Origin of the sequence: Psychrobacter submarinus (assembly GCF_904846685.1) — a bacterium.
Lineage (GTDB): Bacteria > Pseudomonadota > Gammaproteobacteria > Pseudomonadales > Moraxellaceae > Psychrobacter > Psychrobacter submarinus.
Map to the genome: position 1 here is coordinate 278,001 of NZ_CAJHBQ010000004.1, position 17,816 is coordinate 295,816.

Below are 17,816 nucleotides of genomic sequence, written 5' to 3' on the forward strand. Positions count from 1 at the left end.
CCTTTGGAGTGCGAAGCGCACAGCAAGCAAGGAAAAGTTGTATCAGTAGCACGACGTTATTAACGTATCGATTTCATTTCGTATTGGCTATCGATCAAGCTACCTAACTTGCGACTGCCGAATCAGCTTATAAAGCTTAGGCGGTGATAAGCGATTGACTCTAGTCGCCATTCTTTCTTGGCGCCCGCCAACGATGATATATTCTTCACCTTTGCTAAGTGCTTTAACCACTTGCTTAGCAAATTCGGACGCAGTGAGTCCTTTGCTCGTCGCCTCATCCATCGTACCTAGAGTGCTACCGTCCCCTGTCAAAGCATTAATCGAGACATTGGTTTGAATAAAACCTGGGAATATCGTAGCGACCTCAATGCCTTGATCGTAGAGCTCAGCGCGCAGGCTGTTGGCCCATAGATGAATAGCGGCTTTGGCTGCACTATAAGCGCCGCGATATTGAGTACCTATCAGTCCTGCGATACTAGATATCATCACAATTTTACCGCCGCCTTGCTCGAGCATGGCAGGCAGTACCAGACGCGTCAGCCGCGTTTGCGCAAAGTAATCGAGCTCCATAATTTGGCGCTCTACGTCTTCCGAGGTTTCCATAATCAATGAGCGCTGGGAGACCCCAGCATTATTAATGAGCCAGTCGATTTTACCCGCTTTATTGATAGCGCTCTTATAAGCCGCTTGAGTCTGCTCGCTATCACTGATATCAAAAGGTACGATATGATGATTTTTAGACTTTTTGCACTGCTCTTTGACCGCTTCTAACTTGTCCTCATTACGACCACTCAAGATAATAGTCGCGCCTTTTTTGGCAAAAGCAAGCGCTAGCGCCTCACCTAAACCACTCGACGCCCCAGTGATCCAAATCGTTAGGTCTTTAAATTTCGTTTTCATAAGCATCCTTACTTAGTAAAAATAACCATGTCAAAAAGTATCTATGTCAAAAGTAACTATTTTAAAAGTAACTATTTCAAAACTATCCATGTCAAAAATATCAATATGAATGATCAACACTATAAAAAAGTCGCACTCAGATTGCTACTCGAATTTGTAAAATGAGAAAAGCCCGCCTTTAAATATCAGCCAAAAAAAAGAGTCTCAATTGAGACTCTAATTTTAACCACTATATTAAGACTACATTAACCACCAAAGTCATCAAGCATGATGTTTTCATCTTCGACACCGAGGCTATGCAACATATCGATGACAGCAGCGTTCATCATCGGTGGCCCACACATGTAGTATTCACAGTCTTCTGGGTTTGGATGGTCTTTTAGGTAATTTTCAAGTAGCACATTATGGATAAAGCCGGTCGGACCATCCCAGTTATCTTCTGGTAATGGATCAGATAGCGCCACATGCCACTCAAAGTTATCGAACTCTTCTTCGAGCTGATCGTAGTCTTCGACATAGAACATCTCGCGGATCGAGCGCGCACCGTACCAGAAGCTAATCTTACGATCAGAATTTAGACGTTTTAGCTGATCGAAGATGTGCGAGCGCATCGGTGCCATACCCGCACCGCCCCCGACGAAGATCATCTCAGCATCGGTATCTTTGGCAAAGAACTCACCATACGGGCCTGATACCGTCACCTTATCACCAGGTTTTAGGCTAAATACCCAAGACGACATCTTGCCCGGCGGGATACCTTCAGGACCACGCGGCGGTGGACTGGCGATACGGATGTTAAACTTAATGAGGCCTTTTTCTTCTGGGTAGTTGGCCATCGAGTACGCACGAATAACAGGCTCATCGACTTTTGAGACGTATTTGAAGACGCCGAACTTTTCCCAGTCTTCACGGTACTCTTCGCCGATATCAAAGTCTTTGTAATGTACTTCGTGCGGCGGCGCTTCTAACTGCACATAACCACCGGCGCGGAAGTTTACCTCTTCGCCTTCTGGAATCTTTAGTACCAGCTCTTTAATAAAGGTTGCAACGTTGTCGTTAGAGATGACTTCACATTCCCACTTTTGGACATCGAAGAATTCAGGATCAATCTCAATCTCCATATCTTGCTTGACCGCTACCTGACAGGCTAGGCGCATATGATTGCGAATCTCACCTTGAGTGAAATAGCCTTCTTCGGTCGGCAAAATAGAGCCGCCGCCTTCGATCACTCGGCAACGACACTGAGCGCAAGTACCACCGCCGCCGCAAGCTGATGATAAAAATATACCTTCGCTTGCAAGCGTCTGTAGCAGTTTGCCACCGGCAGGGGTGACAACATCATTATCAGGATTTTCATTAATGCGAATGGTAACGTCCCCTGAGCTGACCAGTCTTGAGCGCGCCGCTAAAATAATAGCGACAAGGCTCATGATGATCACAGTGAACATAGCAACGCCACCAATCGCCGTAGCATAATCCATGGTAGGTATCCTTAATTTATGGGGTAGGGGATAAGAGCTGACTGTAGTGGCTCTCTAGCCCCTTCCAAATAAATGAGTTAAATGGTTCAATAAGCTAATAGTGCTCAGTGCCTAAATTGACATACCGCCGAACGACATAAAGCCAAGCGACATCAAACCGACAGTAATAAAGGTGATGCCCAAGCCTTGTAGCGGTCCTGGAATGTCTGAATATTTGAGCTTTTCACGGATACCCGCCAAAGCGACAATAGCGACTGCCCAACCAAAACCAGCACCAACGCCGTAGACGACAGATTCGCTAAAGTTATAATCACGCTCGACCATAAATAGTACGCCGCCAAGGATGGCGCAGTTAACCGTAATCAGCGGTAAGAATACCCCTAGAGCGTTATAAAGCGCCGGCACAAACTTATCTAAGAACATCTCTAGAATCTGAACCGTCGCTGCGATTAAGCCGATATAGCTAAGTAGACCTAAGAAGCTAAGATTGATATCAGGAAAGCCCGCCCAAGCCAAAGCGCCACTTTTTAGTATGAACTGAAAAAGTAGGTTATTCAGCGGTACGGTAATCGCCATAACGACGATGACGGCAACCCCAAGGCCAATAGCTGTTGAGACTTTCTTTGATACTGCTAAGAAAGTACACATACCTAAAAAATAGGCCAGCGCCATATTCTCAATAAAGACTGAGGTTATAAATAAGCTAACATAATGTCCCATTAGTGACCGCCTCCATGTGCCATGCCTTTAGATTGCGGCTTCATTACAAAGTCAGCTTCTTCAATTTGTTCTGGCTTCCAAAAACGCACAATGGCGATAAACAAGCCGATGATAAAGAAGGCTGAAGGTGGCAGTAATAATAGACCGTTAGGTAAGTACCAACCGCCGTCAGTCACTGGTTGCAATATAGTGATACCGAACCAAGTACCTGAGCCTAATAGCTCACGAATCGTCGCGACGAATAAGAGTACTGCTGAATAACCAAGACCATTACCGACACCATCTAAAAAACTAGGAATCGGTGGATTGCTCATCGCAAACGCTTCGGCGCGGCCCATCACGATACAGTTAGTGATAATCAAACCAACGAATACCGAAAGTCCTTTACTCACGTCATAAGCGACGGCTTTTAGCACCTGATCGACTAAGATAACTAGTGAGGCAATAATTGTCATCTGTACGATAATACGAATACTAGACGGGATTTTTTTGCGAATAATCGAGATAAAAAAGCTCGAAAACGCAGTGACTAAGGTCAATGCGACACACATGACCATCGCATTGGACATGCTGGTCGTCACGGCGAGTGCCGAACAGATACCTAATATTTGTAAACCAATAGGGTTATTGTCAAAAATAGGCGTAGTTAAAATGCTTTTGGTGTCAGCCATGTTATGCCTCCTTGCCAGTTGCTAATGGTAGAGCCGCTGCCAGTTCAGTTGTTGGCTTGGCTTGCTCAAGGTTTGCTTGGCTAGCTTGGGCGTCAGCATTATCGATAGTGGCACCGCTTTCTTCGCGTAGCGCATCTAGATAAGGTTTATAGCCTTGCTCGCTAAGCCAAAACTGAATCATGTTACTCACGCCGCGACCAGTCAAAGTCGCACCACTAATACCGTCGACCCAGTTCTCTTTTGGATTACCGGCTTTGGTAACACCAGTCGCAACCGCGCCATTTTCATCATAAGAATGAATACCGCTCCACTGCGCACGCCACTCAGGCTCTTCAATACGAGCGCCAAGTCCTGGAGTTTCTTTATGCTCATAAAAGCTGATACCTTTAATGGTATTCATATCGCTCTCAAGCGTTAAGAAGCCATAAATCGTACCCCATAGACCATAACCTTGAATCGGTAGTACAACCATTTCTGGATTACCGGCGTCGTCATTTTTGACGTAGACTTTGGCGTATTTAGGGACACGGCCGATGCCAGCAGGATCATTAGCGCCCAAATCATTACTGAGTGCTTGGTTCTTGGTCGCTTGGCTTGCGTCATAGTTGTTACGATCAGGGATGCCAACTTCGACGAGCTGTTCGTCATCTAAATAGTTACCGGCTTGCAGATCAACGATTTTGACATCGAAGTCTTCAAAGCGATTAGCGACATCTTCGGCAGTATCTTGCTCGGCATCATACATGCCCGCCGCGACTAAGATATTTTTGTTACGATCTAGGCGCGCGTTTTCGATTTGCGCGGGTTTGAGCCCGACCGCGACTGCTGAGACTAAGACTGAGCAGACTAAGCATAGCGTTAACGCGACGCTAACAGTTTTTGCATTATTACTTTTGGGCTTGGACATAACGAACCCTCCGTGCAGTTTGACGCTTGATATTGGCTTGCGTGACAAAGTAGTCAAACAAAGGCGCAAATAAGTTAGCAAATAAGATAGCAAGCATGATGCCTTCTGGGAAGGCTGGGTTGATGACACGAATCAGAACGGTCATAAAGCCGATCAAAATACCGTAAGCCCAGCGGCCTTTATTGGTATGTGCAGCTGAGACCGGATCGGTTGCCATAAACACCGCACCAAAAGCGAAGCCACCAATGACTAGATGCCAATAAAAAGGCATACTCATCATCAGGTTATCTTCAGAGCCGATTAGATTAAAGACGAGGGAAGTGGCGATAAGACCAACCACACAGCCTGCCATAATACGCCATGAAGCGATACGCGCCCACAGCAGCACCACTGCACCTAACAAAATAGCTAAGGTTGAGACTTCACCGACACTACCTTGGATATTACCAAAGAACGCATCACTCCAAGTGATAGCGCGGCCATAGACATCAACGAACTGATCAGGCGTGACGCCAAGGGCGGCTAGACCTAGCGGTGTTGCGCCAGAAAAGCCGTCAACCGCTGTCCATACCGAATCGCCCGACATATAAGCAGGATACGCAAAGTATAAGAAAGCACGGCCTGATAGCGCTGGGTTTAAGAAGTTTTTACCCGTACCACCGAAGACTTCTTTTGCTACGACAACACCGAAGATAATACCTAAGGCCACTTGCCATAAAGGAATATCGGGCGGCATGATAAGCGCGTACAGTACTGAGGTGACAAAGAATCCCTCATTGACTTCGTGCCCACGGACTACTGCAAACAGTATCTCACAGGCAATACCAACCACGAAGGTGACGAGATAGATGGGCAAGAACTGCATAGCCCCGTAGACGAAGCTGGCCCAAATACTATTAGGGTCGTAGCCTACCATACTAGTGATCACCGTGCGCCAGCCCTCAGGCTCAAGTCCGAGCTGAGAGATAGCGGTCAAAGCTTGATGACCGACGTTATACATCCCAAAGAACATCGCTGGGAAGGTACAGAGCCAAACGGTAATCATAATACGTTTTAGATCGATACCATCACGCACGTGCGATGAGGTGAAAGTTGTTGTACCAGGTTGACGCAAAAACGTATCGAACATCTCAAAGATGGCGTAGTACTTCTCGTGTTTGCCACCCTTAGTGAAGGACGGCTGCATACGATCGAACATATTGTGTAAAAATTTCATCGTGGTTAGCCCTCCAGCTCAATGCGCGTTAGGTTATCACGCAAGATATCGCTGTATTCATATTTACCAGGAGAGACGAAGGTGCACAAAGCCACATCCTCTTCGTCCAGTTCGAGTACGCCCAAATCAACCGCAGAGATGATATCTTCGACAATCAAAGCGCGCAGTAATTGCGTAGGTAGATAATCTTGGGGCATGACCTCTTCATAGATACCGATCGGCACCATCGCCCGCGGCGAGCCATTGGTAGAGGTGGTAAAGTTAAACTTTTTCTTAAAAAACTGCGAGATATAAATCGGCAGCTTTGAGAAACGGTTTGCACCTGGGCTAAAGAAGTGAAAAGCAGGGCGCTCATAGCCTTCAGGCAAAGAGCTGACTTGATCATGGAAGCGGCCAAGATAAGCGACATTAGCAAACAGCTTACGGCCAGAGAGCACTGAGCCTGAGATAATACGGTTATCACCTGCAATCAGCTGCCCTTTCGTCAACGCCATCAGATCCGCGCCGCGCTCGGTTGCGATAAGATGCGGATTGGTTACTGCTGGACCGGCTAGACTCACTAAACGGCGCGTATATAAGCGGCCAGTGGTAAATAATTTACCCAAGGCTATGACGTCTTGAAAGCCGATCGTCCAGACGCTAACACCGCGCATGATAGGATGCAAAAAGTGAATATGCGTACCCGCCAGACCTGCCGGATGCTTACCTGCAAAGCTATGATATTCAGTGACGTTATCACTAGCAGTTTTGGCTACTTTTGGTAAGCTTGCCTCGGCATGATGACAGACAAAGGTCTTAGGACTCAAAGTCGACAGTACCGCTAAGCCATCATTGAATGCTTGCAGCTCTTCATTGATCAAAAGCATAGGGTCAAAAGCTAGTGGATTGGTATCCATAGCAGTGACGAAGATAGCATGCGGACGCGCGCCAAGCTCAGGGGCTCGGCTATAAGGGCGGGTACGAAACGCCGTCCATTCACCAGAAGCAAACAGCTGTTTTTCAACGATTTCGGAGTCAAGATCGGCCAGTTGTTCAGAGTCGTAACGGTCAAACTCTACTTCCTCACCATTGGGGTCAACGGCAATCACCAGACTTTCGAACACTCGGCGTTCACCGCGATTGACGGCGACAACTTTACCAGCAGCAGGGGCAGTATAAATGACGCCAACGCGTTTTTTGTCTTCAAAAACGGGCTGGCCTTTAGCGACGATGTCACCTTCTTTGACGTTCATAGTAGGCTTCATGCCCACATAGTCATAGCCAATCAGTGCCACATGTGCAGGTCTGTGCTCAGTTATCTCGCGAGAGGGTTCGCCGGTGATGGGCAAATCCAAACCTTTTTTGATGGTAATCATAAGCGAAAACTTAGTCCATAGTCTAAAACGATACCAGACGTCCTGTATGGTATAAAGGTAGTATAAACAAGCACTACTCAGCAAAGCGTCCACCTGCCAAGGTTATGGCAAAACGGCTCAATGCTTTATCAGTTATGCTCGATTATTCCTACTATCAAGAGTATCAACGCTGACCTTAGACTCCTTAACAACACGTTAATATCTTATTCGACTTACCAAAGTGGCGACTGGCTACCAAGATGCATGCTAAGAGTATTAGCTTCAATCCGCCTGTATAAAATAGGAATTGAATAAATAGTCTTTCCATACCTTTTATTAAAATCTTGAAACGAGCAATGCTCGTATTATGTTATTCAATAACTTCCTAAGGATCGCTTACCAATCAAAAAATCGACTCAGTAAACGTTTTGTTGACTAAGTCTGTAAAATGATAGGTAGGGAGATACACATAGGACGATTTTGAATAGAAACAAATACAAATTTACCTAGGATTATACGCTAAATTGACCTAAAATTGCCAGTTAGTAATTGAATTTACTTAATATTGTGGGTGCTTTAAGACTAGGAAACTTCTAGTTATCATTTACTTACCTCTCAGTCCGTTTTACTACCTTAAGAGTAGGTGAGTCCTTCATTATGCTTTTATCTCTTTTATTAGATAAAAGCGACCGTTTTTAAGCTAGACTTGCTAACCTTGTTCAAATTTTATATTAGGAGTGTGTTATGTGTGCTGCGCCAGTGATTATTCCTGCTATTGACCTTAAAGATGGCAAATGTGTCCGCCTAAAACAGGGTCGTATGGAAGACGATACGGTGTTCTCTGACGATCCTGTTGCTATGGCAACGCGCTGGGTAGAAGAAGGCGCGCGTCGTTTACATTTAGTCGATCTAAATGGTGCTTTTGATGGCGTCCCTGTGCACAAGCGCGTGGTTGAAGACATCGCCAAAGCTTATCCAAAGCTGCCGATACAACTAGGCGGCGGTGTGCGCACCTTGAATACGATTGAACAATATATCAGTGCTGGACTGACTTATATCATTATCGGTACTAAGGCAGTCGAAGATCCAAGCTTTGTGAGCGAGGCTTGCCGCGAGTTTGCCGGTCATATCATCGTCGGCATAGATGCCAAAGACGGCATGGTCGCTACTCATGGCTGGGCCAATGTCACTGATACCAAGGCCACTGAGCTTGCCAAGCGCTTCGCTGATGTTGGTGTATCCTCTATCGTCTATACCGATATCGCTCGTGATGGCATGATGCAAGGTGTCAACGTTGAGCAGACGGTCAATCTAGCTCGCGAAGGCGGCATTCCGGTTATTGCTTCAGGCGGCGTCACCGATATGAAGGATATCGAGCTACTTAAACCTTATGGCGACTGTTTAGAAGGTATCATTACTGGCCGCGCTATTTATGAAGGCTCACTAGATTTTGGCGCCGCTCAGCGTTATTTAGACCAGTAAAGATGCATTGCACGTAAGAGCTTTGAGCTAATAAGACTGAATTTTCTCAAGGATAGTTATGATTATAGAGTATAAGCATTTATTAGCAAATAAGCTCAAAGGTGGTGTACATCTTCTACTTTTAGTATGCGTTATAGTATTTGGCGTCTCAGCTTATGCTGCCGAAGCTGAGCTGGCTGAAGTGGCGACAGCGCTGGGCGTTAATAGTGAGGCCGAAGCAAGTGAATCTGGCGATAGTAGCACGGCGGATGCGCAACCTAAGCCACCGGTCATTATGGGTGAGAGTACCAATAACGCTGAGATTGAGACTAAACCTACCCCCAAAAAGGACAATGACATTCGTCAGCGTATCCAAGGGATATTTTCTGAGATTGATGGTCTGCAAGCGGTTAGTATCAGCGTGACCCAAGGAGTAGTGACGCTCACAGGCGAGACCGCCAATGAAAAAAAAGCCCAACAAGCGATTAACCTAACCAATCGTATCACTGATGTCGTCACCGTTGAAGATAAGATAGAGCGTACGCTTGATGTACAGGACAATGTCAGCACCGTCTATCAAGGCCTAAAAAACCAATTTAGAAACCTAATCAAAGCCTTACCGCTACTGTTAGTGGGTATTTTTATTTTCGCCATTGTTGCTTGGTTTGGCAGCTTTTTGTCTAATCGCAAAAGTATGTGGCAGCGCGTCACCCCCAATCCTTTTGTGGCAGAGCTGCTTGCGCAGACCATAAAGGTGATTTTTATTATTTTTGGTCTGATATTAGCGCTGAGCTTAATCGGTGCTGAGACGATTTTAGGTACATTGCTTGGCGGGGCAGGGGTGATTGGTATTGCCGTGGGTTTTGCGGTTAAGGACACTATTGAGAATTATATTGCCTCCTTGATGCTTAGTATTCGCCAACCTTTTCGCGCGCGCGATCAGGTGGTTATCAATGACTTAGAAGGTATCGTCGTGCGCCTGACTTCAAGGGCGACGATTCTGATGACTTTAGATGGTAATCAGCTACGTATCCCTAACGCCGAAGTGTTTAAGGGGGTGATTCTTAACTACACCAAAAACCCCGAACGGCGCTTTACCTTTGAGCTTGGCGTGGATGCCAATGACGATCCACTAGCAGCAATAAAGGTTGGTTTAGATGCTATTCATACTTTAGAGTTTGTACTGGATGAACCAAAAGCCATTGCGGTTATTAATAATGTTGGCGATTCTAATATCATTCTAGAGTTTCAGGTCTGGGTCAATCAGTCCGAAACTGATTTTGCCAAGGCTCGCAGTATCGCCATTCGCGAGACAAAACACGCGCTTGAAAACGAAGGCTTTAGCTTACCTGAACCCATTTATCGCCTACGCTTCAACGATAAAGTAGAAAAAGCGCTAGAGATGGGACAAGGAGAAAAAGCGGATGACAGTGCAAATAAGTCAGATATGAGCATTACTCCGGTTACCCCAGAGTCTGTTGAAGACGTTGAGCTTAGCGACGTAATAGAAGATGATGAGGAGAAAAAGCGCGCAAAAGCCCGTGCTAAATATATCCTGCAAGGCCGTAATGCAGACGAGGTGCTCGACGCAAGACCAGATGCCAAGCTAATGGAAAAAGTTGAGCAAGAGATTGCTGAAAATTCAGATGAAACGGACTTATTAAATAGTAATAGTCCGCAAGAATAGCTAAGCAATATGGCAGTAGCATTTAGCAAGCACAGCTTAGATGCAGCCGCTGTTAAATAAAGTTGAGAGTGACAAAATATTATTTGAGGGAATACCTATGCAAAAAAAACACCTAATTGCCTTAACCCTTGCTACTATTTTGATGTTGTTTGGCTACAATATTGTCAGCAGTTACTTCTATGAAAAGAACAGAGCTGCGCTCATAGATACTGATTCCGAGGTAGTTAAAAATGGTGATGAGGAGAATGACAGTAACTCAGCACAGCCACTAGGCGAAAAACCCAAAGCCATCATTGATAATGCTACTGCTCAAATAGAGCAAGTTCAAGACGTTGAACAGCAGCGTTTAGAACAGATGAATAGCGCTCAGTAAGGCAATCTGTGCTCTATACTGTGTATAGTGAACTCTAAATAAAAGAGTGTGCTTATAATACCTGCTACTGGTATAACCTTTACTGGCGTGCTGTTATCGCTCGATGCGCCATCGCATTCATTCTAGTAGCACTGTTTTTTGTCTTATTGTGAATTAATGATAGCTAGAAACTAGAAACTAGAAACTAGAAACTAAAGACAAATAAAAAGGCTAACTGCGAGTTAGCCTTTTTATTTGTCTCTAAATTTATCAATTACCAAAGCTGCTTAGCTTTTTTTGCTATTACCTTTGCTTTTACTACTGTTACGACCATTGGTCTTTTTGACCGGACTCTTTTTGGAAGAGTCTTTCTTCGTTTGGTTCATCTGACTTGATTTTAATTTTTCTAACAGATCAAAATCAATTTGCAATAAGTCCATATTGACGCCAGCGACTTTGACTTTTACCGAGTCGCCCAAACCAAATACCGTACCTTTGTCCTTACCAATCAGCTGTTGTTGCTGCTCGTCATAGACAAAAAAGTCATCACCAACATTAGAGATGTGCACTAGACCATCAATAAACAAATCAGACAAAGTCACAAACAGACCAAAGTTTGTGACACTCGTGACTACACCTTCGAAGTCTTCACCGACATGATCTTTCATGTAGTGACACTTGAGCCACGACTCGACATAGCGTGAAGCTCTTTCCGCACGGCGCTCAGTATCTGAAGTTTGCGTGCCTGCTCCCTCCAAAGAAAAGTCCATAACCGGCTGCTGAGTCTTAGTAACTTTTGCTTTGATCGCGCGATGCAACATCAAATCAGGATAGCGACGGATCGGCGAGGTAAAATGACTGTATTCATCGTACGCTAAACCAAAATGACCGATATTATCAGGCGCATAATTGGCCTGCATCATCGAGCGCAGTAGCATGCTGTGAATGCTAATCGCATCAGGACGATCTTTGGTTGCTTCAATCAGGCGCTGATAATCGGCCTGCGTCGGGCTCTCTTCTGGGAAGGGCAAACCGAAGTTTTTGGCGTATTCATGGATACGCATCGACTTTTCTTGATCCGGTTTATCATGATTACGGTACAGTACCGGCAGATCATGCTTGAGCGCAAAGTTTGCCGCGCAAGTATTCGCCAGCAGCATACACTCTTCGATTAGTTTATGAGCATCGCCGCGCGTACGCGGTACAATCGCTTTAATACCGCCTTCTTCATTGAACTTAATATAAGTCTCAACGGTCTCAAACTCCATAGCATGACGCTCTTCACGCTTTTTGAGCAGTAGATCATAGAGCTGATGCAAGGTATCGACAGATTTTTTGACCGCTTTATTGCCTGTGAGCGACTTAGGAATACTGCCATCTTTTGGATCAGCAAAGTAATCGTTGACTTGGTTATAGGTCAGACGTGCTTGTGAGTTCATCACCGCCGGATAAAACTCATAACCGGTGACATTGCCAGCACGTGAGACTTTGATATCAGCGACCATACATAAGCGATCGACATTAGGGTTCAATGAGCATAAACCGTTTGAGAGTACCTCAGGCAACATCGGAATCACTCGGTGCGGGAAATACACCGATGTTCCACGCTCATAGGCCTCAACATCGAGCGGTGAGTTCGGCGTCACATAGTGACTAACATCAGCGATAGCGACTAGTACCCGGTAGTTACCGCCAGAGCGCTTCTCAGCGAACACGGCATCATCAAAGTCACGTGCATCTTCACCATCGATAGTCACTAAAGGCAGACCACGCAGGTCAGTCCGACCTTTGGTATCTTTTTCGGTGGGTTCTTTATAGTTATTGGCTTGCTTAAGCGTGGCTTCGCTGAACTCATGTGGAATATCATAATTGAGTAAAGTGGTCTCAATAATCAGCTCGCGATCGTTATCGTCATTGAGCACTTCAGTGATCTTGCCAGTCGCAAACTCATGCTGGTTTGGCCAATCAATGATATCGACTTTGACCGGATCGCCTTGTTTGACATCTAAAGCATCGACGTGGTCATCTGCCAAGGTAATAGGTTGATGACTGTTAGGACTACCCAATTCTACGCAGTAACCTTCTTCATCTTTGGCAAGTGTTCCGATGAACTGATTCTGTTGACGCGAGGTGATATCGATAATACGGCCTTCGGTACGTCCGCGATTGTCCGTAGAAGTACCTATAGCCTCAACAGAATCGCCATTGAACACCCAACGCATCTGTTTTTCATGCAAGAAAAGATCTGGCATATCATCGAGCACCACAAAACCAAAGCCTTTTGGATGCGCTGAAACTGTACCGCTGACGATATCGTGCTGAGTCACTGGACGATAACGATAAGGTCGACCTTCACGATTGACTTGTCCATCACGCGCCATCGCCTTTAGACGATTACCTAGCGCATCGAACTGGTCAGGATCTTCGATACCGAAGATTTTAGCTAATGCTTTGTGCGTAACATCGCTATTATCACTAATCGTGCTCAGAATCAGCTCACGACTGGGAATAGGATTGTCATAGCGTTGTGCCTCACTTGAGGCGTTTGGATCATTCCAACTCATAAATTACCGTATCTATTTTTAAAATTATTAATAGGGGCTATCTTAGCACGAACCAGTAGACAATATCTTACGTCAATTGTTTGTGTTAAGTGTGATAGCTATAGGGATACGCTCAGTTAATGAGCGTATCAGAAGTTTTTGACAGTAGAGACAGCTTGTAGAGATGAGCAGTTGCTTAAATAGTGCATTTTTAGATATCGATACCAGACTTATCTGCTATCTGTTTACTATCAAGCTCTTTTGACACTTCTAATACTGTCGTCTGATTCGATTTATCGAGGTATTTCTGCGCTTTATCGACTTCACTGGTCAAAGTATTGACCGTCTGCTTCATGTTTTCAAGCGCTTCAACTTTATAATTACTAATCATATCCATCGTCTCATAGACATTATTGAAGGCGTTTTGTAATTTATCAAGTTCAATAGTGCTACTAGTGGCTTGCTCATGGATCTCACCAGACTGACGTTTGAGCATCTCTGAGGTCGACTCAATCAAGCTACTAGTCGTTTTATTAAGTGCGGTGATTTGATCGAGTACCAGTTTTTGATTGGTCATCGCCTGCGCCACTACGACTGCGGTGCGTAGTGCTGATACTGTCGTCGTCGTCGCGCGGTCCACGCCTTTGATCAGCTCCAAGTTATTTTTGCGAATGGTATCAAGCGCTAGATATCCTTGGACGTTAACCGCGAGTTGGGTTAAAAAGTCTGTGTTTTTTTGACGCACATAAAACAGCATCTCTTCTTTAATAATACGTGCTTTTTCAGGATCAGTCGCCTCTATCGCGTGAATCTTTTGCTCTAGCTGCTCATCGATCTTTTTGCCGACATAGATGTACTGACGAATCGATTGCATCAGCTCCCACATATTGACTTTTTCTTGCTCAATCGTGGCATTGTCTTTGAGTAGCTCGTCTTTACCATTATAAAGGCTTGTGACGACGGCGTTAATATGCGACTGCGCGGACTCATATTGACGAAAGTAGTCTTGGACTTTATTACCAAATGGAATGAGGCCAAACAGCTTACGCGAGCTGGTCAATTGCTTTTTGCTTGGGTCTAAATCCTCCACAATGCCGCGCAGCTCCGTCAAGGATTTAGCAATGGGTGAGCTGTCAAATAAGCCATCATTGAGACTTTTTGCAGGCAAGTCTAGCATGCGATTAGAGACTTGCGCGGACTCACGAATCTCTTTGGAGCCTAGGTTATGAATAGATTGCACGTTTTGCTGAAATTCAGGACTATTAGCAGAGTTAGTAAGCACATGATCAACAAAAGCATCGACCTTGGCATCCAGCTCTGGGATCTGGCTTTTATCGAGCTTGACCATTTGATCCGCTTCGCTGGTATTAACTGATTTGACTGGTTCAGGCGGTGTCAGAGAAATACTAGGAGTAGACGAGTTTTCAGGTGGCGTTAGTTCTTGCATAAAAAGTCCTATAATGGCTAAAGTGAATAATGCTTCTCAAATTTATAATAAAGTTATTGTAGTTATGATTTATCTTACACTTAAGGGCTCAGGTTTGCTTATCATTTCGGTTATAGTTTGATAAAAAAGGTTGCCAAAATAGGCTCTTAAAGCAAAAAACCACCAATACACGTACGCATATTGATGGTCAAAAAATACAAAGACGTTATAAAATGAGGGGCGCTATCGGCTTATTTTTTTCTAGTGGGGCCTAGTAGCATACCCATCTGTCGACCTTCCATCTTTGGCGGCTGCTCGACATTAGAGATCTCAGCGGTATCTTCGATGATGCGCTCAAGCTGTGCACGTCCAAGCTCTTGGTGTGCCATCTCACGACCACGGAAGCGAATGCTGACTTTAACTTTATCCTGATCTTCCAAGAAGCTGACGATTTTACGCAGTTTGACCTGATAATCAGCCTCTTCAGTACTCGGACGCAGTTTCATCTCTTTTAGCTGCGTCTGCTTTTGGTTCTTCTTCGCCTCTTTTGCCTTTTGCTTTTGATCATAGAGGTAGTGCTTGTAATCCATGATCTTACACACGGGCGGTTTGGCATCTGGAACCAATTCGACTAAGTCTAAATTATCTTCACGTGCCGCATTTAGGGCAGTTTCGATATCAACGACACCCATCTGCTCGCCATCTTCTTTGACTAGACGGACTTCTTTGACGTTAATATCTTCATTAATATTTAAACGGTTGGACTGTTTAATAGGTATTACTCCTCATCTGTTTTTGGGGTCTGTCGGCCTTTTTTGCTGACAGCGGTCTGTACTAATGCTATAAAATCATCAACACTCATCACGCCGAGGTTCTCACCTTCACGTGTTCGGACATTGACACTGCCCGATTCAACTTCTTTATCCCCTAATACTAGCATATAGGGAATACGTTCTAATGTTTTCTCTCGTATCTTAAAACCAATCTTTTCGTTACGCAAGTCACTAACAGCACGAATACCTGCGTTTTTGAGCTCTTTTACCACATTTTCGCAAGCATCTGCTTGTTTATCGGTGATATTCATCACGGCTACTTGCTGCGGGGCAAGCCATACCGGCATCCAACCGGCGTAGTTTTCGATCAAAATACCGATAAAGCGCTCAAAGGAGCCAAGAATGGCACGGTGTAGCATAATAGGGGTTTCGCGCTCGTTTTGCTCATTGACAAATTCTGCATCAAGGCGCTCTGGCATATTCGGATCGACCTGAATGGTACCGCATTGCCAAACGCGACCTAAACTGTCTTTGAGACTAAACTCAATCTTAGGGCCATAAAACGCACCTTCACCCGGTAGATATTCCCAATCGAGACCTGAACTATCAAGCGCATCTGCCAGTGCTTTTTCGGCAAAGTCCCAAGACTCGTCACTACCAACACGCTTCTCCGGACGGGTGGAGAGCTTCATAATGATATTATCAAAGCCAAAGTCTTCATATACTGCCAAAGTTAGCTTAATAAACTCTGCCACTTCCTCTTGGATTTGTGCTTGTGTACAGAAAATATGCGCATCATCTTGAGTGAAGCCGCGTACTCGCATCAAACCGTGCAGTGAACCGGATGGCTCATTACGGTGGCAAGAGCCAAACTCTGCCATACGCAGTGGCAGCTCACGATAAGACTTTAATCCTTGATTGAATACTTGCACGTGGCAAGGGCAGTTCATAGGTTTAACCGCATAATCACGGTTTTCACTCGAAGTGGTGAACATATTGGTGGCATAGTTGCCCCAATGTCCCGAACGCTCCCACAAGCTACGATCAACGATTTGCGGGGTTTTAATTTCTTCATAGCCATTATCGTACTGTACCTTGCGCATATACTGCTCAAGGACTTGATAAATGGTCCAGCCATTAGCATGCCAAAACACCATACCCGGCGCTTGCTCTTGCATATGAAACAAATCAAGCGCTTTACCGATCTTGCGATGATCGCGCTTTTCTGCCTCTTCGATACGCTGGATATAAGCTTTTAAATCTTTTTTATCTGCCCACGCTGTACCATAGATACGCTGCAGTTGCTCGTTCTTGGCATCACCGCGCCAATACGCACCAGACATTTTAGTGAGTTTAAACACTTTCAAAAACCGTGTATTTGGCACATGCGGCCCACGGCACATATCGACGTACTCTTGATGATGGTACAGACCAAAAGCCTCTTCGCCCGGCATATCGTTGATTAATTTAAGCTTATAGTCCTCACCGCGCTCTTCAAATATCTTGATCACTTCATCGCGTGGGGTTATCTTCTTTATGACGTCATAGTCCTGCTTTATCAACTGCATCATGCGTTTTTCTATCGCTTCCATATGCTCAGGCGTGAAAGGCGTCTCGCTATAGATGTCATAATAAAAGCCATCTTCGATCACAGGGCCAATAACCATCTTCACATCAGGGTAGAGCTGCTTGACCGCATGACCGAGCAGATGCGCGCAGGAGTGACGAATAATATCGACACCATCAGCATCTCTTGGGGTAACGATTTCAACCGCTGCGTCTTGGGTAATAGGGTCGGAGGCATCTACCAGATGACCATCTACGCGTCCAGCAACGGTCGCCTTGGCAAGTCCTGCACCAATACTTTGCGCCACTTCCATAACCGTGGTGTTGCCTTCAAACTCTTTTACGCTACCATCGGGTAAAGTAATCGCTACCATAATCTATTCACCTTTTTGGGTCCTTTAGCAGTGATGATTGCAACCATCAATCATATGACCGTCAGACCGCATTAATTGTATTCACAAGTTGTGAGATATCGTTGTTGTCTATTGGATAGGCACTACTCAATACGCTTATTATTTAGCTTCCTATATAGGTATAACCATTACAAAGCTCAATAGTAAGAAGCCATTTATCAATAAGTGTTGCAAACTAGACTTTAAATACGGTTAAAGGCTAAAGTAAGCGTGTCATGCCATAAAGCGCTTACTATAGCAAAAACCAGCTATAAACACTAGATAGTAAGGGGTAGCGCACTAAATTGTGCTTTATAACTATAGATTAAAACCAGCCATCTATAACCGGCAATATATAAGGTTGATAGTCAATTACTTATCTATATA

The 17,816-nt window shown here is 45.0% G+C and carries 14 protein-coding genes; 3 read left to right on the plus strand and 11 right to left on the minus strand.

The window, feature by feature from the left end:
* Window positions 1-99 precede the first annotated feature (99 nt).
* The 7 genes from JMY03_RS12020 to JMY03_RS12050 all read right to left on the minus strand — a co-directional run bounded on the left by JMY03_RS12020 (window position 100) and on the right by JMY03_RS12050 (window position 7,250).
* Window positions 100-900 (minus strand): SDR family NAD(P)-dependent oxidoreductase, encoded by an 801-nt coding sequence (locus JMY03_RS12020; protein WP_201556953.1) that lies wholly within the window; start codon window positions 898-900, stop codon window positions 100-102.
* Between the two features lie 245 nt (window positions 901-1,145).
* Window positions 1,146-2,381 (minus strand): NADH:ubiquinone reductase (Na(+)-transporting) subunit F, encoded by a 1,236-nt coding sequence (gene nqrF / locus JMY03_RS12025; RefSeq protein WP_201603971.1) that lies wholly within the window; start codon window positions 2,379-2,381, stop codon window positions 1,146-1,148.
* Window positions 2,382-2,492: 111 nt separating this feature from the next.
* Entirely contained in the window at window positions 2,493-3,101 is a 609-nt protein-coding gene (nqrE, locus tag JMY03_RS12030) for an NADH:ubiquinone reductase (Na(+)-transporting) subunit E (RefSeq protein ID WP_025645220.1), read from the minus strand.
* Window positions 3,101-3,772, minus strand: a complete 672-nt coding sequence (locus JMY03_RS12035) for an NADH:ubiquinone reductase (Na(+)-transporting) subunit D (protein ID WP_201556950.1) — start codon at window positions 3,770-3,772, stop codon at window positions 3,101-3,103. Before JMY03_RS12035 ends, nqrE begins: the two co-directional genes overlap by 1 nt.
* 1 nt (window position 3,773) lies before the next feature.
* Window positions 3,774-4,679, minus strand: a complete 906-nt coding sequence (locus JMY03_RS12040) for a Na(+)-translocating NADH-quinone reductase subunit C (RefSeq protein WP_201603973.1) — start codon at window positions 4,677-4,679, stop codon at window positions 3,774-3,776.
* Window positions 4,660-5,895, minus strand: coding sequence for an NADH:ubiquinone reductase (Na(+)-transporting) subunit B (locus JMY03_RS12045; protein WP_201603976.1), 1,236 nt, complete (start codon window positions 5,893-5,895; stop codon window positions 4,660-4,662). Before JMY03_RS12045 ends, JMY03_RS12040 begins: the two co-directional genes overlap by 20 nt.
* Before the next feature lie 5 nt (window positions 5,896-5,900).
* Window positions 5,901-7,250 (minus strand): Na(+)-translocating NADH-quinone reductase subunit A, encoded by a 1,350-nt coding sequence (locus tag JMY03_RS12050; protein ID WP_025645228.1) that lies wholly within the window; start codon window positions 7,248-7,250, stop codon window positions 5,901-5,903.
* A gap of 723 nt (window positions 7,251-7,973) precedes the next feature.
* Between JMY03_RS12050 and hisA the strand changes: the two genes are divergently transcribed.
* The 3 genes from hisA (at window position 7,974) to JMY03_RS12065 (ending at window position 10,750) form a co-directional block, all read left to right on the plus strand.
* Window positions 7,974-8,711: a 1-(5-phosphoribosyl)-5-[(5-phosphoribosylamino)methylideneamino]imidazole-4-carboxamide isomerase gene (gene hisA / locus JMY03_RS12055; protein ID WP_025645231.1), complete on the plus strand. Its 738-nt coding sequence runs from the start codon at window positions 7,974-7,976 to the stop codon at window positions 8,709-8,711.
* A gap of 58 nt (window positions 8,712-8,769) precedes the next feature.
* On the plus strand, window positions 8,770-10,377 hold the full coding sequence (locus tag JMY03_RS12060; protein ID WP_201603978.1) for a mechanosensitive ion channel family protein: 1,608 nt from the start codon (window positions 8,770-8,772) through the stop codon (window positions 10,375-10,377).
* 97 nt (window positions 10,378-10,474) lie between these two features.
* Window positions 10,475-10,750: a hypothetical protein gene (locus tag JMY03_RS12065; protein WP_156923952.1), complete on the plus strand. Its 276-nt coding sequence runs from the start codon at window positions 10,475-10,477 to the stop codon at window positions 10,748-10,750.
* A gap of 266 nt (window positions 10,751-11,016) precedes the next feature.
* Here JMY03_RS12065 and rnr read toward each other — a convergent pair whose 3' ends face one another.
* The 4 genes from rnr to thrS all read right to left on the minus strand — a co-directional run bounded on the left by rnr (window position 11,017) and on the right by thrS (window position 17,411).
* A complete protein-coding gene (gene rnr / locus JMY03_RS12070) occupies window positions 11,017-13,293 on the minus strand; it encodes a ribonuclease R (protein ID WP_201603980.1) in 2,277 nt (758 codons plus the stop codon).
* A gap of 190 nt (window positions 13,294-13,483) precedes the next feature.
* Window positions 13,484-14,719 (minus strand): toxic anion resistance protein, encoded by a 1,236-nt coding sequence (locus tag JMY03_RS12075; RefSeq protein ID WP_201603981.1) that lies wholly within the window; start codon window positions 14,717-14,719, stop codon window positions 13,484-13,486.
* Window positions 14,720-14,949: 230 nt separating this feature from the next.
* On the minus strand, window positions 14,950-15,471 hold the full coding sequence (gene infC / locus JMY03_RS12080; RefSeq protein ID WP_037059002.1) for a translation initiation factor IF-3: 522 nt from the start codon (window positions 15,469-15,471) through the stop codon (window positions 14,950-14,952).
* Between the two features lie 5 nt (window positions 15,472-15,476).
* The gene (gene thrS, locus JMY03_RS12085; protein ID WP_025645242.1) at window positions 15,477-17,411 is read right to left on the minus strand and encodes a threonine--tRNA ligase; all 1,935 of its coding nucleotides are present in this window, start codon (window positions 17,409-17,411) and stop codon (window positions 15,477-15,479) included.
* Window positions 17,412-17,816 lie beyond the last annotated feature (405 nt).

Bases quoted from the DNA above. Each gene is read 5' to 3' on its own strand.
- thrS (WP_025645242.1), bottom strand. From the start codon at position 17,411: ATGGTAGCGATTACTTTACCCGATGGTAGCGTAAAAGAGTTTGAAGGC.
- JMY03_RS12075 (WP_201603981.1), bottom strand. From the start codon at position 14,719: ATGCAAGAACTAACGCCACCTGAAAACTCGTCTACTCCTAGTATTTCT.
- JMY03_RS12050 (WP_025645228.1), bottom strand. From the start codon at position 7,250: ATGATTACCATCAAAAAAGGTTTGGATTTGCCCATCACCGGCGAACCC.
- JMY03_RS12035 (WP_201556950.1), bottom strand. From the start codon at position 3,772: ATGGCTGACACCAAAAGCATTTTAACTACGCCTATTTTTGACAATAAC.
- nqrE (WP_025645220.1), bottom strand. From the start codon at position 3,101: ATGGGACATTATGTTAGCTTATTTATAACCTCAGTCTTTATTGAGAAT.
- nqrF (WP_201603971.1), bottom strand. From the start codon at position 2,381: ATGGATTATGCTACGGCGATTGGTGGCGTTGCTATGTTCACTGTGATC.
- JMY03_RS12040 (WP_201603973.1), bottom strand. From the start codon at position 4,679: ATGTCCAAGCCCAAAAGTAATAATGCAAAAACTGTTAGCGTCGCGTTA.
- JMY03_RS12065 (WP_156923952.1), top strand. From the start codon at position 10,475: ATGCAAAAAAAACACCTAATTGCCTTAACCCTTGCTACTATTTTGATG.
- JMY03_RS12020 (WP_201556953.1), bottom strand. From the start codon at position 900: ATGAAAACGAAATTTAAAGACCTAACGATTTGGATCACTGGGGCGTCG.
- JMY03_RS12045 (WP_201603976.1), bottom strand. From the start codon at position 5,895: ATGAAATTTTTACACAATATGTTCGATCGTATGCAGCCGTCCTTCACT.
- JMY03_RS12060 (WP_201603978.1), top strand. From the start codon at position 8,770: ATGATTATAGAGTATAAGCATTTATTAGCAAATAAGCTCAAAGGTGGT.
- rnr (WP_201603980.1), bottom strand. From the start codon at position 13,293: ATGAGTTGGAATGATCCAAACGCCTCAAGTGAGGCACAACGCTATGAC.
- hisA (WP_025645231.1), top strand. From the start codon at position 7,974: ATGTGTGCTGCGCCAGTGATTATTCCTGCTATTGACCTTAAAGATGGC.